The organism is Geobacillus sp. 47C-IIb, from assembly GCF_014679705.1.
GTDB classification, from domain to species: domain Bacteria; phylum Bacillota; class Bacilli; order Bacillales; family Anoxybacillaceae; genus Geobacillus; species Geobacillus thermodenitrificans.
The window spans coordinates 3,421,555-3,445,762 of sequence record NZ_CP061473.1 but is presented as its reverse complement, the minus strand read 5'-3'; the positions used below and the strand labels follow the sequence as shown (position 1 = coordinate 3,445,762).

The 24,208-nt window shown below is 50.3% G+C and carries 24 protein-coding genes and 1 riboswitch; of the genes, 8 read left to right on the top strand and 16 right to left on the bottom strand.

What is annotated here, in order from left to right; translation table 11 throughout:
* Position 1 precedes the first annotated feature (1 nt).
* Positions 2 to 751 (bottom strand): IclR family transcriptional regulator, encoded by a 750-nt coding sequence (locus IC804_RS17290; protein ID WP_008879365.1) that lies wholly within the window; start codon positions 749 to 751, stop codon positions 2 to 4.
* 126 nt (positions 752 to 877) lie between these two features.
* Entirely contained in the window at positions 878 to 1,318 is a 441-nt protein-coding gene (locus IC804_RS17285; RefSeq protein WP_172437873.1) for a GNAT family N-acetyltransferase, read from the bottom strand.
* A gap of 46 nt (positions 1,319 to 1,364) precedes the next feature.
* Between IC804_RS17285 and IC804_RS17280 the strand changes: the two genes are divergently transcribed.
* Positions 1,365 to 1,532: a hypothetical protein gene (locus IC804_RS17280; protein ID WP_190300633.1), complete on the top strand. Its 168-nt coding sequence runs from the start codon at positions 1,365 to 1,367 to the stop codon at positions 1,530 to 1,532.
* Between the two features lie 49 nt (positions 1,533 to 1,581).
* Here the strand turns inward: IC804_RS17280 and IC804_RS17275 are convergent, their stop codons facing one another.
* Positions 1,582 to 3,117, bottom strand: coding sequence for an NAD(P)H-hydrate dehydratase (locus tag IC804_RS17275; protein WP_081157361.1), 1,536 nt, complete (start codon positions 3,115 to 3,117; stop codon positions 1,582 to 1,584).
* Between the two features lie 192 nt (positions 3,118 to 3,309).
* A riboswitch (SAM riboswitch) is annotated at positions 3,310 to 3,417 on the top strand.
* 89 nt (positions 3,418 to 3,506) lie between these two features.
* On the opposite strand from IC804_RS17275, the gene IC804_RS17270 reads away from it, so the two are divergent.
* The 4 genes from IC804_RS17270 (at position 3,507) to IC804_RS17255 (ending at position 7,369) form a co-directional block, all read left to right on the top strand.
* Positions 3,507 to 4,520: a methionine ABC transporter ATP-binding protein gene (locus tag IC804_RS17270; protein ID WP_011887285.1), complete on the top strand. Its 1,014-nt coding sequence runs from the start codon at positions 3,507 to 3,509 to the stop codon at positions 4,518 to 4,520.
* Positions 4,510 to 5,175, top strand: coding sequence for a methionine ABC transporter permease (locus IC804_RS17265; RefSeq protein WP_011887284.1), 666 nt, complete (start codon positions 4,510 to 4,512; stop codon positions 5,173 to 5,175). Before IC804_RS17270 ends, IC804_RS17265 begins: the two co-directional genes overlap by 11 nt.
* Before the next feature lie 40 nt (positions 5,176 to 5,215).
* Entirely contained in the window at positions 5,216 to 6,061 is an 846-nt protein-coding gene (locus IC804_RS17260; RefSeq protein WP_172437897.1) for a MetQ/NlpA family ABC transporter substrate-binding protein, read from the top strand.
* Between the two features lie 111 nt (positions 6,062 to 6,172).
* The gene (locus IC804_RS17255; protein WP_011887283.1) at positions 6,173 to 7,369 is read left to right on the top strand and encodes an MFS transporter; all 1,197 of its coding nucleotides are present in this window, start codon (positions 6,173 to 6,175) and stop codon (positions 7,367 to 7,369) included.
* 12 nt (positions 7,370 to 7,381) lie between these two features.
* On the opposite strand, the gene IC804_RS17250 is transcribed toward IC804_RS17255, so the two are convergent.
* From IC804_RS17250 to IC804_RS17195, 12 genes are all read right to left on the bottom strand, one after another.
* A complete protein-coding gene (locus tag IC804_RS17250) occupies positions 7,382 to 7,777 on the bottom strand; it encodes a ClpX C4-type zinc finger protein (RefSeq protein WP_008879374.1) in 396 nt (131 codons plus the stop codon).
* A gap of 57 nt (positions 7,778 to 7,834) precedes the next feature.
* Entirely contained in the window at positions 7,835 to 8,239 is a 405-nt protein-coding gene (locus IC804_RS17245; RefSeq protein WP_060475810.1) for a thiol-disulfide oxidoreductase DCC family protein, read from the bottom strand.
* A 12-nt stretch (positions 8,240 to 8,251) separates the two neighbouring features.
* Entirely contained in the window at positions 8,252 to 8,920 is a 669-nt protein-coding gene (locus IC804_RS17240) for an SOS response-associated peptidase (protein ID WP_029760897.1), read from the bottom strand.
* A gap of 68 nt (positions 8,921 to 8,988) precedes the next feature.
* A complete protein-coding gene (locus tag IC804_RS17235) occupies positions 8,989 to 9,924 on the bottom strand; it encodes an alpha/beta hydrolase (RefSeq protein ID WP_029760898.1) in 936 nt (311 codons plus the stop codon).
* A gap of 69 nt (positions 9,925 to 9,993) precedes the next feature.
* Positions 9,994 to 11,835, bottom strand: a complete 1,842-nt coding sequence (locus IC804_RS17230) for a monovalent cation:proton antiporter family protein (protein ID WP_029760899.1) — start codon at positions 11,833 to 11,835, stop codon at positions 9,994 to 9,996.
* 75 nt (positions 11,836 to 11,910) lie between these two features.
* Positions 11,911 to 12,060, bottom strand: a complete 150-nt coding sequence (locus IC804_RS17225) for a hypothetical protein (protein WP_190300632.1) — start codon at positions 12,058 to 12,060, stop codon at positions 11,911 to 11,913.
* A 169-nt stretch (positions 12,061 to 12,229) separates the two neighbouring features.
* Complete coding sequence (locus tag IC804_RS17220) at positions 12,230 to 13,909, bottom strand: acyl-CoA dehydrogenase family protein (RefSeq protein WP_035499168.1); 1,680 nt, start codon at positions 13,907 to 13,909, stop codon at positions 12,230 to 12,232.
* Positions 13,910 to 13,935: 26 nt separating this feature from the next.
* A complete protein-coding gene (locus IC804_RS17215; protein WP_081157360.1) occupies positions 13,936 to 15,465 on the bottom strand; it encodes a class I adenylate-forming enzyme family protein in 1,530 nt (509 codons plus the stop codon).
* Positions 15,462 to 15,851 (bottom strand): MerR family transcriptional regulator, encoded by a 390-nt coding sequence (locus IC804_RS17210; protein WP_029760903.1) that lies wholly within the window; start codon positions 15,849 to 15,851, stop codon positions 15,462 to 15,464. The genes IC804_RS17215 and IC804_RS17210 overlap by 4 nt, the downstream gene beginning before the upstream one ends.
* 145 nt (positions 15,852 to 15,996) lie before the next feature.
* Entirely contained in the window at positions 15,997 to 16,785 is a 789-nt protein-coding gene (locus tag IC804_RS17205; protein WP_008879383.1) for an ABC transporter permease, read from the bottom strand.
* 2 nt (positions 16,786 to 16,787) lie between these two features.
* On the bottom strand, positions 16,788 to 17,561 hold the full coding sequence (locus tag IC804_RS17200) for an ABC transporter permease (RefSeq protein WP_008879384.1): 774 nt from the start codon (positions 17,559 to 17,561) through the stop codon (positions 16,788 to 16,790).
* A complete protein-coding gene (locus IC804_RS17195; protein ID WP_008879385.1) occupies positions 17,551 to 18,531 on the bottom strand; it encodes an ABC transporter ATP-binding protein in 981 nt (326 codons plus the stop codon). Before IC804_RS17195 ends, IC804_RS17200 begins: the two co-directional genes overlap by 11 nt.
* Positions 18,532 to 18,689: 158 nt before the next feature.
* Between IC804_RS17195 and IC804_RS17190 the strand changes: the two genes are divergently transcribed.
* The 3 genes from IC804_RS17190 (at position 18,690) to IC804_RS17180 (ending at position 21,771) form a co-directional block, all read left to right on the top strand.
* Complete coding sequence (locus tag IC804_RS17190) at positions 18,690 to 19,013, top strand: hypothetical protein (protein ID WP_008879386.1); 324 nt, start codon at positions 18,690 to 18,692, stop codon at positions 19,011 to 19,013.
* A 402-nt stretch (positions 19,014 to 19,415) separates the two neighbouring features.
* Positions 19,416 to 19,820 (top strand): DUF1259 domain-containing protein, encoded by a 405-nt coding sequence (locus tag IC804_RS17185; protein WP_008879387.1) that lies wholly within the window; start codon positions 19,416 to 19,418, stop codon positions 19,818 to 19,820.
* A gap of 382 nt (positions 19,821 to 20,202) precedes the next feature.
* Complete coding sequence (locus IC804_RS17180) at positions 20,203 to 21,771, top strand: IS1182 family transposase (RefSeq protein ID WP_087959916.1); 1,569 nt, start codon at positions 20,203 to 20,205, stop codon at positions 21,769 to 21,771.
* A gap of 205 nt (positions 21,772 to 21,976) precedes the next feature.
* Here the strand turns inward: IC804_RS17180 and IC804_RS17175 are convergent, their stop codons facing one another.
* Complete coding sequence (locus IC804_RS17175) at positions 21,977 to 23,977, bottom strand: acetoacetate--CoA ligase (RefSeq protein WP_035499170.1); 2,001 nt, start codon at positions 23,975 to 23,977, stop codon at positions 21,977 to 21,979.
* Between the last annotated feature and the right edge of the window lie 231 nt (positions 23,978 to 24,208).

Sequence of the window (24,208 nt, the reverse complement as noted above, 5' to 3'; positions counted from 1 at the left end):
GTTACCCCTTCCCTTGAAAACCAAGTTCACGTGAGATATCCATCGCCGCCTGCTTTAATAGCGGAACGATGCGCACCACATCATCGGGCGAAAAACGTGGTTCCGGACCGGCGACGCTCAACCCAGCAACCGCTGCCCCTTCATGGTTGAAAATCGGCACAGCAACAGCAGCAGAGTAGTTTTCCAGCTCAGAACAACTAACCGTATAGCCTTGATTTCGGCCTTCTTCTACCAATCGGCGCAACACTTGTTTGTCTGTCACCGTACATTTAGCGATTTTCACTAGTTCCACTTGTTCTAAATACCGTTCCCGGTCAACTTCATCCATAAACGCAAGCAAGACGCGCGGGCACGCCCCAGCATACAGCGGTGCACGCCGCCCAACTTTCGTATAGACGCGCACCGGTTCGGACGTCTCCACTTTTTCGATATACAGCGCTTCATCGCCGTCGCGGATGACTAAATTCACTGCTTCCTTCGTCTCCTCTTTCAGCCGCTCCATGACCGGCAGCGCCACTCGACGAATATCGAGCCGCTCGGCGACAAGCGCTCCGAACGTCAATAGCGACAAGCCGAGTTCATACTGGTCGCCTTGTTTTTGCAAAAAGCCTAGCGCCACAAGCGACTGCGCCATCCGGTACACCGACGTTTTCGGCATCCGAAGCCGCGCAACCATCTCCGGCAGCGTTAACCGCTCGCAATCAAGAAACAAATCTAGCAGCTCTTTTGTTTTCAAAACCGTTTTATTCATGGCCTCTCCTTGTTCCGAATATCGGAATGATAATTCCGAAATATGAATTTTATTTCAATTATAACGAAAAGTCTAATTATTTTCTACAAAAAACCAACAGCGTCCGATAGATGGACGCTGTTGGTTTCAAGATAAACGTTTCAAAAACACATAACTCACTTTTTGATATTCCATCTTTTGCTCGTAAAAACGATGGGCATCGGTTCGCTGCAAACCGGACGATAACGAAACGATCCTGTAGCCATGCGCTTTCGCCCAATCGTGTACATACGACAACAACGCTTTCCCGTACCCTTTCGACCGCTCGCTCGAAGCGGTGACCAAATCACACACCCAAATAAAACGACCATTATAGAGTGTGATCATCGGCATGAATCCGATGACAGCAACCATTTTATCTTGATCATATAAGGCCACTAGCTTGTACCCTTCTTTTTCTTTCGCTTCACGCACAAGCGCGACATACGTTTCCTCATCTAAGTGAGTGCGCAGCTCACGCATGACTGGAAAAGCGCTTCTCACTTCCTCTTCAGTTTCAAGCCAAACGAATTGTGGCACGGTTTCCATCCCCCTTCTCTATTTATGCAATTAATTATATCTATGTTTTCCAAAAATGGAAGAACAAGACCGCTTCCCCGGAAAGCGGATCGTCCTTCTCGTACGTAAAAAGCATAACGAACCGCGGGACGGGTTGGGCACATTGAATCGCTTGTTGCCAAAAGCAAACAAGGAAGCGCGCTTTGAAGACGCTTCCTTTCTTTTCTTTATCCGTAAACGTTGAGCAGCCAAGACCTTCTTCCTAGTAAAACGGCCGGCCACTCCCATCACGTTCACACTTGCGCACCATCGCCCAGCCTAGCCAACACAGCCGGCAATGCGTCAATGACGTCAGAAGCCAAGACGTCCCACAGTGAATGACCGTTTTGCACAAGCCAATCAGCTGCTTGGCCGTGGACGAACACAGCATTATTCACCGCCGGCTGCACCGCCTCATGCTGCAACAAAAACGCCGCCACGATGCCAGTCAACACATCGCCGCTTCCCCCCTTAGCCAACGCCGGGTTGCCGGTCGCGTTCACATATTGCGCCCCGTCTGGCGTGGTGACAATCGTATACGGCCCTTTTAAGACGACATACACACCATATTCCATAGCCAGCCGCTTCGATACGCCAAAGCGGTCATGCTCCACCTCGCGAATGGAACGATGGACAATGCGCGCCATCTCTCCCGGGTGCGGGGTAATCACCGTCGGGGCGCTCCGTTCGCGCACTCGTTCGGCGTAGTCATCCCAAAAAAACAAAGCGTCTGCATCAATGACAAGCGGCACTGGCTGGCGCACAAGTTCGCTCACTAAGCGGCGCACTCCTTCCGTTCGCCCCATTCCCGGGCCGATGGCCATCGCGTCAATATCAAGCCCGGCCCAATCAGCCACGCCAGCAAATGCGCCTCCCTCTGCCGGCCATAACCGGTACATCGCCTCCGGCACACAGCTGGCAACTGCCTCGTACACCGTTTCCGGAACGGCCATCGTCACAAGCCCGGCCCCGCTGCGAAGTGCCGCTTTCGCTGTCATCGTTACCGCCCCGCTCATCTCCTTAGATCCGCCGACAATGAGCAGCTTACCGTGCGTTCCTTTATGCGATGACCGTTTTCGCTTCGGCATTGTCTGCACCACATCGCTATGTTCCCACAAAAACCGGACATCTGTCTTCACCTGCACCGCTAGCGGCGGGATGCCGATATCGACCACAGCGATCTCTCCGTAATAATCCGCCGCAGGAAACGTATACGCCCCAAGCTTCGGACATTGGACGGTAAGCGTCACATCAGCACGAATGGCGGTGCTGACATCGCCTCCATCAGCCGGCACCCCGCTTGGCACATCGATCGCGTATACCGTTGCGGACGTGCGGTTCACTTGCTCAATGATTTCTTTATACGGCGGGCGCACGTCTCCTTTGATGCCAATGCCAAGGAGCGAGTCAATGATGACGTCGTAATGTGGCACGCGTGCCGCAAACGCTCGTTCATTCCCCTCATAAGCTATCCAAGAATACCCCGACCGCTCGTACACCTCAAGCGCCGTGCGCGCCGCGCCTTTCACCTTCTCTTGCGGCGGCACGAGCCATACATCGGCGTCATAACCATAACTTTTCAACATGCGTGCAATGACCAATCCGTCGCCGCCGTTATTGCCCGTCCCGACGAGCACCGCCACCCTAGCCGTGTGTGGAATTCGCTCTTTCAACACCCGAAACAGCGCCTGCCCAGCGTTTTCCATCAACGAGTCATCACGAATGCCGATCCGCTCGGTCACTTCTCGGTCAATAGCGTACATTTCATCAGCCGTTACGATCGGAATCATTGCCCATTCCCCTTTCCATTTCCATCCCTATTGTTTAGTGTACAATTTTTCCAAGCGAAAGACGAGCACAAATATTTTCTCTAGAAGCGCAACGATGTAAACGTTTCCTGAAGAATCCGAATGGAAAATACATATTGACAACAAATAGCTGTCGCATTATCATGAATTTCATAAAAATTACATACAGCAAACCGCTTATCAAGAGTGACTGAGGGAACAGGCCCAATGACGTCCGGCAACCTCCCCTTGAGGGAACGGTGCTAATTCCTGCAGAATGGCTTTCATTCTGAAAGATAAGTCGGGAGTTTACATACCACCGATGCCTCTTTCCGAATGAAAGAGGCATTTTTGTTTACCAAATTCTACCTATCAACACAAGGAGGATGGACATGATCGATATTCAAAACGTTACAAAGGTGTATACAACGAAAAAGAAACAAACCGTTGCGGTAGACAACGTATCACTTACGATTCGCGATGGTGAAATTTTTGGCATCATCGGCTACAGCGGCGCTGGAAAAAGCACGCTGCTGCGCTGCTTAAACGCCCTAGAACGTCCCACATCCGGCCGCATTCTCATCGATGGGATCGATGTAACAGCATTAGATGCCAAAGAACTGCGGCAAGTGCGCCAAAAAATCGGAATGATTTTCCAACACTTTTCTTTAGTTAGCTCGAAAACAGTATTTGAAAATATCGCCTTCGCCTTAAAAGCAGCTAAAAAACCGAAACCGGACATCGAAAAACGGGTCAATGAGCTGCTCGACATGGTCGGTCTATCCGACAAGCGGGACGCCTATCCGGCGCAGCTGAGTGGCGGGCAAAAACAGCGCGTCGGCATCGCCCGGGCACTCGCTAACAATCCGACCGTCCTGTTATGCGATGAAGCCACATCGGCGCTCGATCCGAGCACGACCAAATCGATTTTAGAACTGCTGAAAAAAATTAACCGTGAGCTCGGTATTACGATCGTCTTCATTACTCACGAAATGGAAGTGGTCAAACATATATGTGACCGCGTTGCCGTCATGCAAAACGGCAAAGTGATTGAACTCGGCACCGTTTATGAGCTGTTTACCCATCCGAAAGAAGAATTAACGAGATCGTTCGTCCATAGCGTCATGCATGTTGACTTGCCTGCACATTTACGGGAAACGCATACGGGGACGATCGTGAAAATTCAGTTTGAAGGCAAAAGCGCGACGGAAACAATCGTTTCCGATATGTTGCAACAATTTGAAGTAAAAGGAAATATTTTGCATGCCAAAATCGAGTATATCCAAGACAAACCGCTCGGTATTTTTGTGATGGAGCTGATCGGGAAAGAGGATGAAATTCAACGGGCGATGGATTATATCGCTAAACGGACGAACAGATTGGAGGTTGTTTCGCATGCTGCTTGATACATTACTAGGCCTGCTTCCGGAGTTGAATAAGGCGTTTTTCGAAACGATTTATATGGTGGCTATTTCCTTGTTTGTCGCGATCATTGTTGGATTGCCGCTTGGCGTTTTGCTGTTCGTCACCGACCGCGGCTTGTTTTTGGAACATGCCATTTTAAAATCCGTTCTCGGCTTTCTCGTTAACATGGTTCGATCGATTCCGTTTATCATTTTGCTTGTCGGTCTCTTACCGCTGACAAAGCTCCTCACGGGAACTACGATCGGACCGACAGCAGCCTCTGTTTCTTTATCGGTGGCGGCTATTCCCTTTTTCGCACGAATCGTGGAAACCTCGTTGCGCGAGATTGAAAAAGACGTTATTGAAGCAGCGGTGGCGGTTGGGGCGACGCCGTGGATGATCATTAAAGACGTGCTGCTCCCAGAAGCCCGACCGGGCATTGTACAAGGAATAACAATTACAACAATCAGTTTAGTCGGCTATTCCGCAATGGCCGGAATCGTGGGCGGCGGCGGTGTCGGCGATTTAGCCATTCGTTTCGGCTATTACCGCTATGACAATACGGTCATGATCACCACTATTGTTATTTTAATTTGCCTTGTCCAAGTCATCCAGTTTGCCGGCGACCGCATCGCTCGTCTTGTTGACAAGCGATAGGCCGCTTACTATTAAACTCACTCATAGGGAGGACTTCATGATGAAAAAATGGTTGATGGCGCTCACATTGCTTCTCGTGTTCGGCACTCTTGCCGCCTGCGGCAACAGCAGCTCCTCATCTGAGAGCAGCGCTGAATCGAAAGAGAAAAAAGAGTTGACAATCGGAGCGACTTCCGGTCCGTACAGTGATATGGTGAATAAGGCGATCAAGCCGATTTTGGAGAAAAAAGGGTATGAAGTAAACGTCGTCGAATTCAGCGATTATATCCAACCAAACTTGGCTTTAGCCAACGGCGACCTAGATGCAAACTTGTTCCAGCACAAAATTTATATGGAAAATTTCGCAAAAGAGCACAACTTGGACCTTTCGGAAGTCATCGTTGTACCGACCGCCCCAATGGGCATTTATTCAAACAAATTCAAATCACTTGATGAAGTGGCCGCCGGGAGCGAAATCGCCATCCCGAACGACCCGACGAACTTGGCGCGGACGTTGTTAATTTTGCAAGATCACGGCTTAATTAAACTCGACTCAGCCGTAAACCCGCTCACGGTGTCAGAAAAAGATGTCAAAGAAAATGTGAAACATCTCCAATTCAAGCCGATTGAAGCTGGCCAGCTGCCGCGCACGGTGGAAAGTGTTGATTTGGCAGCTGTCCCCGGCAACTTCGCCTTAGCGGCGAAAATGGATTTAACCGACGCCTTAGCGTTGGAAAACATGCCGGATGACTACCGGAATCGCATTGTTGTCAATACAAAAGATTTGAACCAACCGTTTGTCAAAGATCTCAAAGAAGCAGTCGAGTCAAAAGAATTTGAGAAAGTCATTGATCAAGAGTTTCGAGGGTTCGGCAAACCGAAATGGATGCTAGAACGAAACAAATAACACAACGATACGCCGCTCTGCATGGGCGGCATTTTCTTCTGTAGACGATGGGGATAAAAAAGCAGTATAGTAGAAGTGTTCCGTTTCATTTCGTTCCAAAAGAGGCGATCAATGTTGACATACATTGAAAAAGGAAGCAGCGAATACATCAAAGCAAGCGCATCATTATTTTTTGGCGGCTTTGTGACATTTGCCGTCCTGTACACGACCCAACCGCTGCTGCCGATTTTCGCTAAACAGTTTGACGTTTCCGCCGCAGCAGCGAGCTTAACCGTATCGGCATCGACCGGTACGCTTGCGGTTATGATGCTGATCGCCGCCAACTTGTCAGATCGAATCGGCAAAAAACGCGTGATGACAGTATCGATGTGGCTGACCTCGCTCCTTGCCATCGCAATGGCGTTCAGCCCAAACTTTGCGGTGCTGCTTGCAGCGCGTACCTTCATTGGCATCTCAGCAGCAGGCATTCCTTCATTGGCGATGGCCTATGTCGCTGAAGAATTCCACCCGGCAAGCGTCGGCAAAGCGATGGGGCTTTATATTAGCGGCACATCGATCGGCGGCATGGCCGGACGAATTTTGACTGGGGTGCTTACCGATCTTTTTTCATGGCGATGGGCACTTGGGATCATCGGCCTTCTTTCCCTAGCGCTTTGCCTCGCCTTCACCGCCCTTCTGCCTGCTCCAAGACAGGCACCCCAGCGGCGAAACAGCGACGAAGCAGCATGGCGGACGTACGCTGTCCATCTTCGCAACAAGCCGCTAATGGCGCTCGTTGTCCTTGGCTTTTTGTTTATGGGCGGCTTTGTGACGCTCTACAATTACATCAGCTTTTTGTTAAGCGAACCGCCGTATTCGTTCCGCCAGTCGGTGCTCGGGTTTTTATTTATTGTATATATCTTTGGCAGCTTCAGCTCTGTGTATATGGGGCGGAAGGCAGATGAGTACGGCCATGCGCGCACCCTTCGCCTTTCGGTGGCTGTAACAGCACTTGGAGCGTTTGTCACGCTCGCTCCTTCGGCACTCGTAAAAATAGCCGGTCTGGCGCTGTTTACGTTTGGCTTTTTCGGCTGCCATTCGATTGCAAGCGCTTGGATTGGGGAACGGACGCACATTCATAAAACGCAAGCGTCCTCCTTATATCTTCTTTTCTATTATTTAGGGTCAAGCCTCGCCGGAACGGCGGGCGGTTACGTTTGGGTTCACTTTCATTGGATCGGCGTCATCGCCTTTATTTTGGCATTACTCTCCTTATCTTACCCACTCATCCTGTTTGCGGAAAAACGGCGGCCATCACACGTAAGATGACCGCCGCTTCCATTACGGTTGCTTCGTAATGACTTGCAGCCCAAATTGCAGGCAATCTTCACAAATTGATGCCAGCGGTCCGTTAATGAGCCGCGGCTTTTCTTTCAAACAAAACGAACAGCGACCGTCGCACGCTTCTTGCGCTTCCAACGCCAAGGCCTCTTCCAGCTTTTCAAGAGGGAAGACGGAGAGCGCTTCATACACGTTATCAAGCAAATGGCTATCAATATAAGCACATTTGCCTTCCCAACGCAGTGCTGTCAATTTCGCCGCCACCGCCATCCCTTCGTAAAATCGACGGCGAGCTTCGTCCCCGCTCTGTTCGGCCATCGCAGCCACATCATCGGCAAACCGCTCAAGCGCCGCGGCCGTGCATTCATCCAGCCACCGTGTTGTCCCGTTTGTCATACTCCCCCTCCTTATATTTTTCCTTTCTAATACGACAAACAGGCACATTTTCCTTCCTCACTGCAGCGATTCATCTAGAAAACGGGCGCGCAACTCAGGGGGCGGCAGCTGACAACGGTCTTGCTTGCGGATGAGGCGGTGACGGCGGGCGGCAATTTGGTCATACACGAAGTCGCGGAGCAGCCGCGGAACGAGAAGTCCAGCCGCCGCCAGCCCATTCCATGGCCAGGCAAGGTGACGGCCGATGCGCAAAACGGCATCCGACTTGATATAATAACAACCGTCTTCGATGAGGACGACCGTATCTCTTCCTAGTACATTTCCCTTTTCCAACAACGCCCGACCGACGGTGCTTTGTTGCGCAGCAAAGCGGAACACCGCCTTCCGGTCACGCGCAGCGATCCACCACACACTGTCATGGCAAAACAAGCAGTCGCCATCAAAAAGAATGATGGGAGACACCTCACTCCCCCCTTATCGGCTATTGACCGGCTCAATGCAGGCGCTAATATCATTTTTCGGTGAATTGACAAGCGGCGCCACTTCGTACATTCGCATTTGTTCACTCGGATACGGCTGCAGGAACGATTTCAAATACTCGCTGTCATCAAAGCTTGGATCAAGCCAGTCTTCATGCCGCTCGAAAGGCAAAATGACCGGCATCCGATCGTGAATGGCCGCAACGAGTTTATTCGCCTTCGTTGTAATGATCGTGCACGTTTCCAGTGGCCCGCTTGGCCCGTCCCAGCGCTCCCACAGCCCAGCGAACGCAAACGGTTCGTCCGTTGCGAGCGTGAACCGATACGGCACTTTTTTTGTCCCCTCTTTTTTCCATTCATAAAATCCATCGGCTAAAATCAAACAGCGTCGCCGCTTGAACGCATGGCGGAAGCTCGCTTTCTCATCGACCGTTTCCGCTCGCGCGTTGATCATTTTCGCCCCGATGCGAGCATCTTTCGCCCAAAACGGGATAAGCCCCCAGCGCATCATTTTGCCGACTCGCTCCCCTTCTTCGGCCACAACCGTCAACACTTCCTGGCTGGGAGCGATGTTAAAGCGCGGGGCGAGCGAGCCCTGATAACGAAAACGAAATAGGGCTTGCAATGTCGTTAAATCCGCAATAAGTGTAAACCGGCCGCACATGTTCTTCGCTCCTTTTTATGATGTTGTTTCAGGTATAAAAAAGCGACCGAGAGCAAACCTCGGCCACCTTAAGGAGATGGCGATTCCAATGAACGCAAAAATGCCAATACCCGTTTTGTATATTCTTCTCTATATAACGAGAAGCTTTTCACATGATCTGCTTTTTCCGTCAGCCATAGTTGAAAAATATCTGGATGGGTATCATACAACTTCATACTTTCTTCGTACGGGATCGAACGGTCATCTTTACTGTGGATGAACAACACCGGCCTTGGTGCCACATCGTTAACCGCGTGAATCGGCGAAGATAATCTTAAATCCAAATCAGCCAACGCCGGCACAATCGCCAAAATTAAATACGTAAACGGCACATCAGGCAAATGCGTCCATACGGGCATGTTGGCGCGCAAATACGATTCCAAGTCACTGAACGGGCTATCAGCAATCACCCCACGAACATCACGATCCTCTGCTGCTGCCAAAATCGACGTCGCCGCTCCCATCGAGATGCCATACAAAGCGACCGGCTCGCGGTAATGTTGTTTTGCGTAATCAATGACGCCAAGCAAATCCTCTTTCTCTTTCACACCGATCGTAATCATCTCTCCGTCCGACTCGCCGCTGGCACGGAAATCAAATAAAATGACGCGGTAGCCTTCCGCCGCCAACCGCTTGGCAAGCAGCAAAAACGGAACGTTCTTCTGAATGCGGTTGCCGCCGTACCCATGGGCAAAAACGACTGTCATGCGCGCCGGTTTCTGCGGCGAAATGACCCAGCCTTTGAGCGCTGTCTCCCCGTCTTTGCTTGTAAAGATGACATTTTCATACACCATCCCGTAGTCGTTCGGCGCCTCGGTAATCGGCTGGCGCTCTTTATGAGTCAGCTGCCAGCCGACATAAACGGACAAACCGATGCAAGCCAGCACCCCGAGCGCAACAATGGCAAGCGACAACGGAATCCAAACACGCCGTATAGGACGATGTGATGCGCGGCCTAATTCCATCGCTTCCTCTCCTCATTCGTTTTTTCATTCTATCCACTACACGTGACCCTCTTCTCTCCTCTATCATTTTTATGCTTTCTCAAGCCGATGGCGCAACTGTTCAACATATTCGCCCGAACCCGTCACAATCAGCCGATCGCCTTTTTGCAATTCCGTATCGCCATGAGGCACGATAAACTCGTTCTCGCGGAAAATACGGACGATAATACAGTCGCCCATAAATGGAAAACGACGAAGCGTGATCCCGTCATAATCCGGATTGTTCATGGCCACTTCATGCAGTGTTGTATCTTTGTTGATCATCATCCGCGCCACCCTTGGTGATTCGATGGACGCCCGCAGCATGGAACTGGTTGAGCGGAGCACAGATAACACTTCAATCCCCTCGTCGTTCAACCGCTCCACTTGTTTCGGGCTTTCTGCAAGCACCAAAACTCGCCCAACCCCTTGTTCCTTCGCCGCTAGCGCCACATCAGCGTTCACCTTCTCATTCCCAGTCCAAGCGACAACAATGTCAGCCGCAAAAGCTCCCTGCTCTTCCAACGCCTCTTTTGTGTAATCAGCGATACGAACGATGGAGAAAACATCGCCCGCTCCTGTTCGCTCCATGTCTTCCCGCTGAGCATGAAAAAGCCTTACGTCGTATCGATGCAAATCAAGCTCCCGGGCAGCCGCCAAGGTAAACTGATTCACTCCGATGAGTGATACGGTGATTTTTCCTTCGTCTTTCGGGCGAACAAACAATTTTTTAAACAAAGTCGGTGCCACAATGCTAGACAAAACAGCTACTAAAACGAGCGCCCCTTCCATCGTCTCATCGATCATCCCGATCCGTTTGGCGATGGCAGCTGCCGCAATGACAAGCGACAATGTCGACACAAGCAAAAACGAGGCGGCCAACGTCATTTTCGTATCATACCAAATGCGGAGCAAAAACACCGGGACGACTTTCGATACGATCAGCGCCAAAAAAAGAAACGGAATCATCATTAAAATCGTTGGTTCAGTGATGAGCGAACGTAAATTTAAATCAACACCGACCATGACAAAGAAGATGGGAATGAGAAAACCGTAGCCAAACGAATCAAGCTGATGGCGCAACTCTTTATTCGGCGACAACAGCGAAACGAGCACCCCGGCTAAAAATGCTCCTAAAATGTTTTCCGCTCCAAATGTCTCGGACAATGCGACGAGCACAATCATCAAAGTAAATACCGCGCGGGTTCCGATTTGAACTGTTCCCTTCGCCATTGTCTCGACAAACGACCGTCTCTTGAAATGTTTTCCGACAAAATAAAACACGACCCCGCAAGCAAATAAGCCAAGCAACAGCCATGTACTTCCATGTTCAGGCTCATAAAGCGAAACGAACACAGCCAGCAAAATCATTGTCGCTAAATCAGCAATCACCGCAACAAGTAAAATTGTCTGTCCAATGGTTGTCTCCATCAAGTTTGTATCTTTTAACGTTGGCACAACGACCCCGAGGGAAATGGTCGAAATGATGAGTGTCATGAAAAACGCGTTGTCTATATAACCAAAGACGACAAATAAATAGGAAAGACCGTACGACAAAGCAAAAATCGCCACAAAAATGAGTGGAGCAACTCCAAACGGATTTGGTTCTTTTCTTTGTTTGCCGGTTGTTTTCGGTTGATTGGCAAACATCGAAAAGTCAATTTCCAGCCCACTTAAAAACATTAAAAACAAAAAACCAAGCGTAGACAACGTCTCAATCCACATGTCCGGTTGTACAAGATCAAACCCTGTTTTTCCGATCACAATGCCAACGAGAATTTCCGCCACCACGACCGGAATGATTTGCAACCGAAGCCGATTTAATGCGATAGGCGTTAAAAACGCCGCAACAACAACAATCAATAACGAAGTGAGCGATGACTGTTCGGCCATAACTTTCCCCTTTCCAAACGAACATTCCTAAAAGGCCGTCGGAGCCGTGTTCCTGCCAAACGAGAACAGAGCGGCTCATCCGTGTTTAGCGGCAGCCACCGCCAAAATCAATTTACGGCCTTCTAGACTTTTCATCTTAACGAATTTTAAGGCGCGGTGCAACTGAATCGCTGTTTCCACCTCGGCCGATTTTAAGCAGTCATCGTTTTTGTAGACACACGACAAGATGACATTGAGTCGGGAAACGATTCCTTCCTTTGTTGTATAGGATATTTGCTTGAAATTTTGTCACTTGACCCACTTGTTCGTTTAGGCAGCTATCCATCTAGCAAAAAGAGATGCCCGCAAAAGAGCGTGCATCTCTTTCGCTCATCATCCCTTGCGTGCCATCCGCTCATGAATGCGAAAGCGGCGCTGCTCCTTTCGCTTGAACAATCAAGTCAAACTCACGCACCGATGTCATCCGTTCATCGACAAGCCCCCGCTCCCAGACACGTTGCAAAAACAGCTCAGCGATCAATCGATTTCGCTCATTTTCTTGCCCGCGCTCGAGAGCAATGATGCTCAAATACACATCGCACATCCGGTTGGCCACCGTTTTCGCATGAAATGTCTGCACTTCCTCCGCCTGGCCGCCAAGACGTGCGAGTGCTGCCACCAATTCCTTAAGCCCCTCTGCCACGGGACGAGCGAGCAGCTTCATCTCGTCCGCCACCCTCTCGAGCCGTGCCTTCATCTCGGCGGCAAACCGCTCGTGGATACGGTATTTGCGCATGAGCCGCAGCACCTCGAGCGCCAAAATGTTGGCTGTCCCTTCCCAGACGGTCAGCACTTGGGCGTCACGAAGCAGACGCGGGGTGACAAAATCCTCAATGTACCCGTTGCCACCGTGCATTTCAATCGCTTCATGGCTAAACGCGATCGCCTCTTCGGCCGTACGCATCTTAAGAAGGGCAATCAGAAGCCTGAGCCATGCTTTCTCCGATTCATCTGCCTCATGTGGCGCGGTCATGACGCGGTCAAACAAGGCGACCATCTCAAAGCAGGCGCTCGTTTCCACTTCTTGACGCGCCGTCAAGTCGGCGAGCGTCCCGCGCACCATTGGGTAATCGGTCAGTTGATGGCCAAACGCCGTGCGCCGCTCGGCGTATTGTTTCGCTTCCTCGAGCGCCCGCTTCATGATACCGACTGAGGCGATCGCATTGCAAACACGAGACAAATTGAGCGCTTCCATCATATAATAAAAACCTTTTCGCGGATCGCCGACGACATAAGCCTTGGCTCCATCAAACACAACTTCGGCGGACGGCACGGCGCGCACACCTAATTTATCCTTTAAACGGCGGATGGTGATGCCGTTTAACGTCCCATCCTCGTTGCGCCATGGAACGAGAAACAAGCTCAACCCTTTCGTCCCTGGCCCGCTCCCGTCGATGCGCGCCAACACGAGCGCTACGCCGCAGCGCCCGGCATTGCTGGCAAAATATTTTTCTCCGTACAGTTTATAATGATCCCCGCACGGTACAGCGCGCACTGCATTGGCCCCAACATCCGACCCGCCTTGCCGCTCAGTTAAAAATGTCGCCCCTTCATACAGCTCGATCTCACCGGTGGAAATGACATGAGGCAAGTACCGAGTTTTTAACTCATGATCAGCGAAATGTTCAAGCACATACGCCGTCGCCATCGTCAGTGTCACCGGGCAATAAAACCCGGGCTCGGCTTGCGATAAGATGTATCCTTGGGCGTACGAGTAAATATAGTTTCCTTGTTTCCCGAGCTCGGGAATCGGTTTATGCACATAGCCGACGATTCCCGTTTCATACGTCTGTTTCGCCGTCTGTTCGTATCCTTCATTCACCCACACTTCGGAAATGTCGTTTCCAAAACGGTCGTACTTCATTAGACGCGGTTGCCCTTCACGGTCGGTATGCACAGCGCGGCGGTCGACCTCCGTCAAGCAAAATTCGTAAAACGATTCAAGTTTTTCTTCAGCATACTGGTACAATTCATCATCCAAATACCGTTTCAAATTGGCAAGCAAATTCGGATCGGCTTCACGAAGCGGTTTCATCGTCCCTCCCCTTTCCTCTTTTCTCATCATCCCTGTACTTCCTGCGCCGCCTCCCGCGCCCGGAGCACTTGTTTCAACACTTTTCCCGTCGCGTTGCGCGGCAATTCAGCAATCGCCTCATACAAGCGGGGAATTTTATAGTCAGCCAGCTTACCAGATAGGAAGCGCTTACAATCATCAGCAAGCGACTCAAGCGGCGCACTCAGCACAACGAACGCTTTCGCTGTTTCGCCCCACTCCGGATGAGGCACACCGATCACGGCGACATCAGCGATCGCTGGATGCGTCCGCAGCACATCTTCGACTTCCTTCGGATAAATGTTAACTCCTCCAGAAATAATGACATCTTTCTTCCGATCGACGATCCAAATGTAGCCGTCCTCATCACGGCGCGCCAAGTCCCCCGTGTACAGCCAGCCGTTTCGGATCACATCATTCGTTTTTTCCTCATCTTTGTAGTATCCTTTCATCACGCTTTCGCCGCGCAACACGATCTCGCCGACTTCACCAGGCGCAACTTCATTTCCTTGTTCATCGACGATCGCCACTTCACAATGGAGGGCGGCATATTTACCGACACTTCCTGCTTTTTCTTCATGTTCCTCAGGAGCTAAATACGTACCGTTCGGGCCGGCCTCCGTTAATCCGTATAGGCACATCACCCGCTCAGCGCCAAAACGGCTGGCAACAAACCGCACTTCCTCGCGCGACAGCGGAGCCCCTCCGTACATCCAATAACGGACGGAAGACAGGTCGTAATCCATAAACCGAGGGTGTTTTGCCGTTAACAAATACGCCACTGGTGCGCCGAAAAAGTGAGTAATCTTATGCCGCTCCACCAATTCAAGCAACGCCTCAGGGGAGAACGCGGGCGCTACGACGTGAGTGGCGCCGACATACATACCACCGACGAAAAACAGATGAAGCGGTGCCGAATGACTAAGCGGCATCAGGTGCAGCAAGCGGCTATGGCGATCGATTTTCGTTTCGATCACGATCATGTCCGCAACCGTGATAATATTGCGATGAGTGAACAACACACCTTTCGGTCGCCCGGTTGTTCCCGATGTATACAAAATCGTCGCTTCATCCTCTTCTTTAGCCGAACAGACGATCTCCTTTGGATCCCCCGAACCGATCAACTCCTCAAGCAACCGCCAGCCATCTTCCTCCTTTCCTGTCTTGATCCAAATGACATCGCTTTTACCAACAAGCGGAACGAGCGCCTGATGCACTGAATCGTGGGCGATGAGCGCCTTCGCATCGCTATGATCCAAAATATACTGTACTTCCGATGCCGTAAGACGGGCGTTGATCGGCACGACAACCGCGCCAAGGCGCAAAACGGCAAAGTACGAAAACACAAACTCTTTTGTGTTGGGCATATACAACGCGATTTTATCACCGCACCCCAACCCGAGCCGAGCGAGCGATGACGCCAAACGGTTGACCGTTCGGTTCACTTCAGCATACGAAAGCTCCGTTTCCCCATCAATGACCGCCGTTTTTTCAGGAAACTTCCTCGCATGACGGGCGAGAAGTTCAGAAATGTTCATTCAGCTCTATCCTCCCATTCTCGCAATCGCTTTTCAAAATCGGAAAGCAACGCCTCCATCTCCGCCTTCAGCTTCAGCAAATCGTCAATCCGCTCGCTCACCTCCTTAATTTTTTTACGTCCATATTCGACCGTTTTTTCGAGTTGTTTCTTTCCGGTGCGATCCTCATCAAACAGCGCAATCATCTCATGAATTTCCTCAAGCGAAAAGCCGAACCGTTTGCCGCGCAAAATGAGCTTGAGCTTTGCCCGCTCCTTTTTCGTATACAGCCGTTGCCCTGACTCCGTCCGAATCGGGGTAAGCAGCCCGCGCTCTTCATAATAGCGGATCGTCCGTGTGCTTACATGAAACTCCTGCGCCAAATCAGAAATGGTAAAATAGCCCATCGTAATCCTTTCTGTAGATTTAATATTCTGAATTTTATTTTAATTGACGTTGACGTAAAAGTCAATCAACCTCCTGCTTTCTCATCAAAGAAAAAAGGTGTCTCAACAGAAACGAGACACCCTTTGCATGAAGACGGATAAAACCTCACCCGCCCGCTCCTGTGTAAAAGCGCAAAGCAAAGCGCCAAAAGCGGCGGGCAAGCCATAAAAAGAGAATGGCCACAGCCAAAGCGGCAAGCACTGTCGAAACACTCCATTTTCCAAGCAGCGCCAGCGCAGGTGTATTCGTAATTAATACAGCCGGCAACACGTAAGTGATCACCATCCGGACCGCGCCGCGGTACATGCTGCCAGGAAAGCGAGCCGTTTCAAAAAATGAATCGAAAATAAACGACAAGTCATCGATGCGCACGACCCAAAACGACGTCGTCATCAGCATCATCCATAGCGAATAAATCAACAAAAGCGAAGCAGCCATAACGACAAGAAACATAAGTACATCGACCGCCGACGGAACATAGCGCTCGATATACAAGCCATAGCCGATGACGCCGAGGCCGAGTGCCACATCAATGAGCCGCCAAAAGACAAGATGGCGGAAGCTGACGTAAAACATGCTATCGACCGGTTTTGTCAAAATGTAATCGAGCGTGCCACGCCTGACGTGTTCAAGCAGACGCGGCATGTTCGGACGAAGGGCGAAGTCAATGAACCCGCGCAGCATATTAAAGATGCCGAGCAACACAAGCATTTCTGCATACGTCCAGCCTCCTAAATCATCCGTCTGGTAAAAAAAGATATGGACGGTGAGCAGCGCCATGCCAACGCCAAAAAAACTAGCTGCAAAATTGCCAAAAAATTCGCTTCGATACTCCATTTCTTCCACAAAACAGGCACGGAAAAATTCGCGGAACACCCGCCCGTATCGCCGCATAGTCATCCACCTACCGCTTGATTTTTTTTCATTCCCGCCTTCCACAGCCATTGTAAAACAGCGGCCAACACAAACAGCCACCCTGCCGCGATGGCAAAGCCGCGCACCAATTCCTCCGCTCTCACCGCTCCGGTGGCGATTTCAATCGGGAAGCTGATCATATAGCGGAACGGCAGCCATTCGCTCCATTCCCGAAGCTGCGGCGGAAGCATTTCAAGCGGCGCGATTCTTCCCGACAAAAACAATGAAATGACATCGATGACGCCGTACACGGCCGCCACTTTGGTCACCCAAAACGCAAGCAACCCACACGAGTAACTCAGCAAAAAGCGAAGGGCGGCACCAAGCACGACGGCCCCCAAAAACCACCCGATTTGGCTTCCTGTCATATGCGGGCGAAGCGCTGGCCAATACACCGCTCCTACCATCCAAACCGGCACTAAAATGACGAGAAACAACCATTTATAGACGATATTTTCCGCAATCGCCCAATGAATCGGATGAAGCGGCCGCAGCAACAAGTTTGAAAACGTCCCTTCGCGGATTTCACGGTCAAGCTCCCATACATCCCATGCGCTCGTCATCCGTTCGACAAAAATAACGGCCATAAAATAAAAGAGAAACGACTCGCTCTCTTCCGGATGAATGTTCATCCAAACGAACATCGTAATGAGTGGCTGGGTGATGGCACCCGTCATCCAAACGAACGTCGCCAAGCGGTACGCGAGCATTTCGATATACTTCATACGCAGCAGGGCGATATATTTACGAACCATATACACCCTCCTGAAACGCGCGCGTAATCACTTCCTCAAGCGGTGGGTCTTCAATATTAATATCACGGACATCAAACCGCTCCAATAACCGCGCCGCCGTCCCCGCCGCCGTCTCACGTGCCACTCTGAGCACGACCGTTCCCTCTTCCATTTCCGCTACTTCGCCATACTCGTCCCAGCTGATGTTTGGGAGCCGCGAAAACCGGACTTCAAGCCGCTTGTACGGCGCCAGCTTCTCCGTCAACACCGAGAGCTCCCCATCGTAAATGAGCCGCCCATAGTTGATGATCATCACCCGGTCACAAAGGGCCGCGACATCGCCCATGTAATGCGATGTCAACAAAATGGTCGTCTCATGCTCTCGGTTGTAATCGACAATAAAGCGGCGCACGTTTTCTTGCGTATGAACGTCAAGCCCGATCGTCGGCTCATCTAAAAACAACACTTGCGGTCGATGCAAAAGCGCCGCCGCCAACTCGCAGCGCATCCGCTGTCCAAGCGACAAGCTGCGCGTCGGTTTGTCCAACAACGGCGCTAAATCGAGCAGCTCAGTAAGCTCTTCTAACGTCTGGCGGAATGATCGATCGTCGATGTCATAAATCGCTTTATTGACCAAAAACGTCTCCATCGGCGGAATGTCCCAAATGAGCTGGCTTTTTTGCCCCATCACCAAGCTCATCATCTTTTTAAACTCCGCCTTTTGTTCAAACGGCACAAAACCGCCGACCGTGATTTCCCCTGACGTCGGGTGCAACAGGCCGGCAAGCATCTTCATCGTCGTCGTTTTCCCCGCTCCGTTCGGGCCTAAAAAACCGACGATCTCCCCTTTTTCGATCGTAAACGAAACATCTTTGACCGCCTCGACAATCCGGTAGTCACGGCGCCATAAACTGCGCACCGCCTCGAGCCATCCGGCTTCGCGGCGATGGACACGGAACGATTTATGCAAATGGCTGACACGGATTACCATGTTCATCCCCCAATATGCGCATGCTGTTGACATTCTTTTATTATATCACATTCGAAGGATATGCTGCAAAGAAAAATGTTTCGGCATCTTTCCTCTATGGTTCCCTTCTTTCGTCTTGTATAATGAAAAAAGAAGCGAACGAGAAAGGAGATTGTCGAATGGCGAACATTACGAATGAAATGATTTGGCAAGCCATCAAAGAACTTGCCGGTCAGCTTCAACAAACAAACAGGCAAGTCGAGCAACTCGGCAAACAAGTGCTGCAAACGAATGAGCAAGTACAGCGGATCGGCAAACAAGTACAGCAACTCTCCCAACAAACGCAACAAACGAATGAACAACTCAACCAATTAAGCGAGCAAGTGTCCGATATGAACGAACGGCTCACCGATGTCGCCAACGGCCAAAACATTTTGGTTGAAGAACTGTTTGAAAACAAAAAAGAGATGAAGCGCGTCAAAACGGCGTTCAATCTGTATTAAAGCCGGCGCTGTTCACCATTTCAACAGGTTCCCCTCGATTGATTTCTCATCTTCGCTTCACTCATCGAACGGAGTTTTTCTTTTTGGCTAAAAGACCGGCAATTGAGCTACAACTACGGTGGAAAAGACGCATTTCTCAAAAGAACCTTTCGAACTCCAACTTCTAACGCATCTAAAAACGGTTTAATGAAAAGGGTTGTTTTTTACAGCCTTTCTAGCACATAGCGAAACACGCTGGACACATGTCCATGGCTTCATGAGCCTATCCCGTTTGATTGGCGTCTGCCGCAAATTCCGCTCCCACCGTGGATGCCTGTCCCTCTCCTTCTCCATCCCCGACCATACAATAAGAACAAGGGGACAAAGCACCCCTTTCATTTTGAACGAAGGGAAGAGGATAGGATGAATTGGGAATCGAGAAGAGATTTATGCCGGGAGTTTGCTAGTATTCTCGGTGGAACAGGGAGCTTGATAAACGGGGTCTGTTTTGTGCAGAAGTTTCGGGATATTCCGTTTACCATCATGGGCAGACGAACAAATTCTCCGCTCGTCAACCCGCAACTATTTTCCTTTGAAAGTTTAGACAGTCAAGGAAACGCCTTAAATCTTGGGGAAACAGTGTTGCTTCAAGAAGAAGTCAACCCGCTGCTGCGGGAGTTGAAAAAACGGGGCATTACCGTCACCGCGGTCCACAACCATTGGTTATTCGAACGGCCGCGGGCGATGTATATGCACTTTCAGTCGATCGAGCCCCCGCTTGAGTTTGCCCGTAAAGTGCGGGAAGCGTTTCGGGTGTTAAAAGACTAGCGGAGCGGGATGGAGCGCCCTTTTATTGTCTAAGATGAGCCGCCTTCATCGCCCTAGCGTCGCCAAAACGGGTCTAGCGACTCCCGCTAGGAAAAAGTGTCGCCGCAGAACATTTCTCCTGTCTAGAAGTTTTCCATCCGTTTGTGGAGATAGCAGAGCACTCCCCTTTGTCGAGTAGACGATTGGAAATCAGACGAAGGTCGAAGCTTTCAGGAACACTTACAGTCCATTCCATGCTCTTTTTGAAAACATGAGGATGTCCCAAAAGTGTTCGCATAGCGTTCGCTTTTGGGACACTTTTTTGGATAAAAAAGAAGAAAACCGTTCCTCTTTTGGTATAATAGAGTCACCACAACCCTACCAAAGAAAGGACGGTTTTCTTATGTACATTTATTATAACCGAGATCAACTCATTTTGCCAATGGATCTTGAAATTTTCATTCCCAAACATCATCTTTGCCGGATTGTGGATCTGGCAGTGGAAAAAATGGATCCGGCTCTGTTCGTTTCCCTCTATCTTGGCGGAGGGCGTCCAGCCTATCATCCGAAAATGATGTTGAAAGTCATCCTGTATGCCTACGCCAATCGGATCTACTCCTCTCGCCAAATCGCCAAGCAGTTGAAAGAAAACATTTACTTTATGTGGCTATCCGGCCATCAAACACCGGATTTTCGCACGATCAACCGATTTCGGTCGGAACGGATGAAGGACATCATTTACGAAACGTTTTTCTCCATTGTCGATCTTCTGCGTCAAGAAGGGCTGGTCAAGTTAGAGGATTATTTTCTGGATGGAACGAAAATCGAAGCCAATGCCAACCGATATACATTCGTTTGGCGCAAATCAACGGAAAAGTACGATCAGAAACTGGAGGAGAAATTCCGGAAAATCGTTGCCTCGATCGAACAGGTGACGAAAGAAGATGAAGAGGCGGAACAAGAGGGGGATTTTCAAGAAAAGCTGGAAGCTTCACCGATCACGTCCGAAAGGATCGAAGCCGTCATCGAACAAGTGGAAGAGCGCCTAAAGAAAGAGCCGAAGAATCGTACGTTAAAGAAAGCCAAACGGCAATTGGAACAAGATCTTCTCCCCCGTAAGAAAAAATATGAAGAATACAAAGAAAGATTAGGCGAACGGAACAGTTTTTCGAAAACGGATCCGGATGCCACGTTTATGCGGATGAAGGACGACCATATGAAAAACGGCCAGCTCAAACCGGGGTACAATGTGCAGATTGGGACAGAGAACCAATTCATCACTGGATTTAGCGTGCATCAACGGGCAGGGGATGCCGGATGTTTCATTCCGCATTTGGAGCAATTGGCCGCCTATGGGCGTCCAATGCCTAAACAAGCCATTGCGGATTCCGCCTATGGGAGTGAGGAGAACTACACGTACTGTGAGAAAAAGGAGATAGTCGCCCTGATCAAGTACAACACGTTGGATCGGGAACAAACGAAAGCGTGGGCGAAGGAGATCGGCCGAATCGAGAACATGACGTATGATGAGGAGCTGGATGAGTGGATTTGCGTCAAAGGGGAACGGTTGGTGTTTGTGTATGAACGGAAGGAAACGACCGACAACGGGTACGTTACCGTCAAACGGACGTATCGTTGTACGGCTTGTGCCGGATGCCCGTTTCAGGCGACATGCGCCAAAGGCAAAGACACGAAAACCATCCGCGTTTCCTTGAGAAATCAACAACAACGGCAAGAGATCCGTAAACGGCTGTCCACGGAAGAAGGGGCGGCGACGTACCGAAAACGACAAATCGAAAACGAGCCGGTGTTTGGGCAAATCAAGCACAACCAGCAATTTCAGCGCTTTTTGTTAAGAGGGCTCCCAAAAATTACCTTGGAATGGGGGCTTATTTGTGCTGCTCACAATTTGAGAAAGTGGGCGGCCACAACCGATCCAACAAAGAAAAAACAGGATAAAATTCAGAAATAAGGAGAAATTCTCGTTTCAAAAAAGGAATAAATAACCAAATAGTAAAGAAAAGAAACAGAGGCTGTCCCCAAAAGGTCGGTTTAACGACCTTTTGAGTCAGCCTCATGTTTTTGCCGGTCTTCTAGCGATTAGTAATAAGAACTCAACAGCAAACACTTGTTTTTGACTTGGTTATCCCATTCGTCCTACCAGTCTTTCTCTTGCTTTAGGAAAAATGTTCACTCGTTTTCCATTTCACCGCCATCGTCTTCGCCAGCTCAAGGAAAAAGTCGAGTGCCTCCGGATTGGCCATTGAACCTGGGTTGACCGCTTTTTCGAGCGGGAAGCCTAAGAGTAGTTTGCGAATCGGGATTTCCATTTTCTTTCCGTTTAACGTCTTTGGAATTTGCTTCACCTCATAAATGTCATCCGGAACGAAGCGCGGCGAGACATGTTGCCGGATCGACTGGCGAATGCGGTCTTTCAGCTCATCATCGAGCTCCACGCCCGACTTAAGAACGACAAATAGCGGCATGAACGATTGCTTGCCCATCATTTCCAAGTCAACAACAAGGCTCTCGAGCACCCCGTCAACCGCTTCAACGGCGCGGTAAATTTCACTCGTGCCCATGCGGACGCCGGCGCGGTTGATCGTTGAGTCGGAGCGGCCGTAAATGACGCAGCCGCCTTGTTCGTCAATTTTAATCCAATCACCGTGCTTCCAGACACCCGGATACGTGTCGAAATAGCTGTTCCGGTACCTCTCCCCGTCCGGGTCATTCCAGAAAAAGAGCGGCATCGACGGCATCGGCTTCGTAATGACGAGCTCACCGACTTCATTGACAAGCGGTTGGCCGTTTTCATCAAACGCCTGCACATCGGCTCCTAGCGCACGGCATGAGAGGACACCGGCACGCACCGGCAAAATCGGCGAACCGACGACAAACGCGGTGCACACATCTGTTCCACCGCTGCACGATGCCAGACAAATGTCGTCCTTCACGTTTTCATACACCCAGGCGAACCCTTCGACCGTCAGCGGCGAGCCGGTCGAAAGCACCTCCTCAAGCTTTGATAAATCATAGTGCTCCTTCGGTTTGAGACCGTGCTTCATGCAGACGTTAATAAACGCTGCGCTTGTGCCAAAATGGGTGATTCCCGCTTTCTCCGCGAGCTCCCATAAAACGTTGCCGTCCGGATATGTCGGACTGCCATCATAAAGAACTACGGTCGCCCCAGTAAGCAATCCACCGACTAAATAATTCCACATCATCCATCCGGTCGTCGTAAACCAGAAAAACGTGCTCTCCGGCGTCAAATTATCAGAGATCGACAGCGCTTTCAAATGTTCAAGCAAAATGCCGCCATGCCCTTGGACAATTGGCTTTGGCAAACCAGTCGTTCCCGAAGAATACAAAATCCAGAGCGGATGATTAAACGGAACGTTTTCATAAACAAGCTCCGCCTTATTGGCCACCACATCGTCCCACAGCACCACTCCGTCATCAGGTGCCTCCATTTGTTCACGCCAATACGGAAGCAGCACCGTCTTTTTCAATGACGGCAGCTTGGCGCGCAACTCAGAAACGACGGGCATTTTATCAAACTCTTTGCCGTTGTATTGGCAACCGTCGACGGCAAACAATACGGTCGGCTCGATTTGCACGAACCGGTCGATGACGCTGCCGGCGCCAAAGTCCGGCGAACAGCTTGACCAAATGGCGCCAATCGAGGCGCAAGCCAAAAACGCCATCACCGTCTCGGGAATATTCGGCATATAAGCTACCACACGATCGCCGCGCTTCACTCCCATTTCCCGCAGTGCCTGAGCGATCGCTGCTGTCTTTTCGGTCAGCTCTTGCCATGATACTTCCCGGTATGGGACACGTTCGGAACGGAAAATCAGCGCCGGGCGGTCAGCACGCGCATGGCGGAAAATATGTTTCGCATAGTTGAGCGTGGCGCCTGGAAACCACTCCGCCCCTGGCATCTTTCGCTCCCGCAGCACACATTCATACGGTGTCTCTGCCTGCACACCAGTGTATTCCCAAACCGTTTCCCAAAACTGTTCAAGCTGTTCGACCGACCATGTCCACAATTGGCGGTACGAGGCGAACGATAGCCCCTTGTTTTCTTTCAGCCAGTCCATATACCGCTGTATATTGGAATGTTTGATTTGTTCGTCCGTCGGTTGCCAAAGGATTGTCCCTTCCGTAATCGCTTTCATTTTGTCGTGCGTCAATGGACGCCGTCACCGCCTTCCTTCTGTTTTTTATTCAGACTATTTATATGATAACATTCTTTCATATTATTTTGAATATATGTTTCTTCGACATCCTTGTCGGAAAAGAACGGAACAAATCCATTGACAAAAAGCCGACACTGGAATAAGATAAACACAAAAGTTGGTCTTGGTAAAAAAAATGTCCCTTGTCAAAAATGTTGACGGGAGGGAAAC

What these genes read in the sequence shown, in the direction of transcription:
- IC804_RS17290 (WP_008879365.1), bottom strand. Translation starts at nt 751, where the DNA reads ATGAATAAAACGGTTTTGAAAACAAAAGAGCTGCTAGATTTGTTTCTT.
- IC804_RS17285 (WP_172437873.1), bottom strand. Translation starts at nt 1,318, where the DNA reads ATGGAAACCGTGCCACAATTCGTTTGGCTTGAAACTGAAGAGGAAGTG.
- IC804_RS17280 (WP_190300633.1), top strand. Translation starts at nt 1,365, where the DNA reads ATGGAAGAACAAGACCGCTTCCCCGGAAAGCGGATCGTCCTTCTCGTA.
- IC804_RS17275 (WP_081157361.1), bottom strand. Translation starts at nt 3,117, where the DNA reads ATGATTCCGATCGTAACGGCTGATGAAATGTACGCTATTGACCGAGAA.
- IC804_RS17270 (WP_011887285.1), top strand. Translation starts at nt 3,507, where the DNA reads ATGATCGATATTCAAAACGTTACAAAGGTGTATACAACGAAAAAGAAA.
- IC804_RS17265 (WP_011887284.1), top strand. Translation starts at nt 4,510, where the DNA reads ATGCTGCTTGATACATTACTAGGCCTGCTTCCGGAGTTGAATAAGGCG.
- IC804_RS17260 (WP_172437897.1), top strand. Translation starts at nt 5,216, where the DNA reads ATGAAAAAATGGTTGATGGCGCTCACATTGCTTCTCGTGTTCGGCACT.
- IC804_RS17255 (WP_011887283.1), top strand. Translation starts at nt 6,173, where the DNA reads ATGTTGACATACATTGAAAAAGGAAGCAGCGAATACATCAAAGCAAGC.
- IC804_RS17250 (WP_008879374.1), bottom strand. Translation starts at nt 7,777, where the DNA reads ATGACAAACGGGACAACACGGTGGCTGGATGAATGCACGGCCGCGGCG.
- IC804_RS17240 (WP_029760897.1), bottom strand. Translation starts at nt 8,920, where the DNA reads ATGTGCGGCCGGTTTACACTTATTGCGGATTTAACGACATTGCAAGCC.
- IC804_RS17235 (WP_029760898.1), bottom strand. Translation starts at nt 9,924, where the DNA reads ATGGAATTAGGCCGCGCATCACATCGTCCTATACGGCGTGTTTGGATT.
- IC804_RS17230 (WP_029760899.1), bottom strand. Translation starts at nt 11,835, where the DNA reads ATGGCCGAACAGTCATCGCTCACTTCGTTATTGATTGTTGTTGTTGCG.
- IC804_RS17220 (WP_035499168.1), bottom strand. Translation starts at nt 13,909, where the DNA reads ATGAAACCGCTTCGTGAAGCCGATCCGAATTTGCTTGCCAATTTGAAA.
- IC804_RS17215 (WP_081157360.1), bottom strand. Translation starts at nt 15,465, where the DNA reads ATGAACATTTCTGAACTTCTCGCCCGTCATGCGAGGAAGTTTCCTGAA.
- IC804_RS17210 (WP_029760903.1), bottom strand. Translation starts at nt 15,851, where the DNA reads ATGGGCTATTTTACCATTTCTGATTTGGCGCAGGAGTTTCATGTAAGC.
- IC804_RS17205 (WP_008879383.1), bottom strand. Translation starts at nt 16,785, where the DNA reads ATGCGGCGATACGGGCGGGTGTTCCGCGAATTTTTCCGTGCCTGTTTT.
- IC804_RS17200 (WP_008879384.1), bottom strand. Translation starts at nt 17,561, where the DNA reads ATGGTTCGTAAATATATCGCCCTGCTGCGTATGAAGTATATCGAAATG.
- IC804_RS17195 (WP_008879385.1), bottom strand. Translation starts at nt 18,531, where the DNA reads ATGGTAATCCGTGTCAGCCATTTGCATAAATCGTTCCGTGTCCATCGC.
- IC804_RS17190 (WP_008879386.1), top strand. Translation starts at nt 18,690, where the DNA reads ATGGCGAACATTACGAATGAAATGATTTGGCAAGCCATCAAAGAACTT.
- IC804_RS17185 (WP_008879387.1), top strand. Translation starts at nt 19,416, where the DNA reads ATGAATTGGGAATCGAGAAGAGATTTATGCCGGGAGTTTGCTAGTATT.
- IC804_RS17180 (WP_087959916.1), top strand. Translation starts at nt 20,203, where the DNA reads ATGTACATTTATTATAACCGAGATCAACTCATTTTGCCAATGGATCTT.
- IC804_RS17175 (WP_035499170.1), bottom strand. Translation starts at nt 23,977, where the DNA reads ATGAAAGCGATTACGGAAGGGACAATCCTTTGGCAACCGACGGACGAA.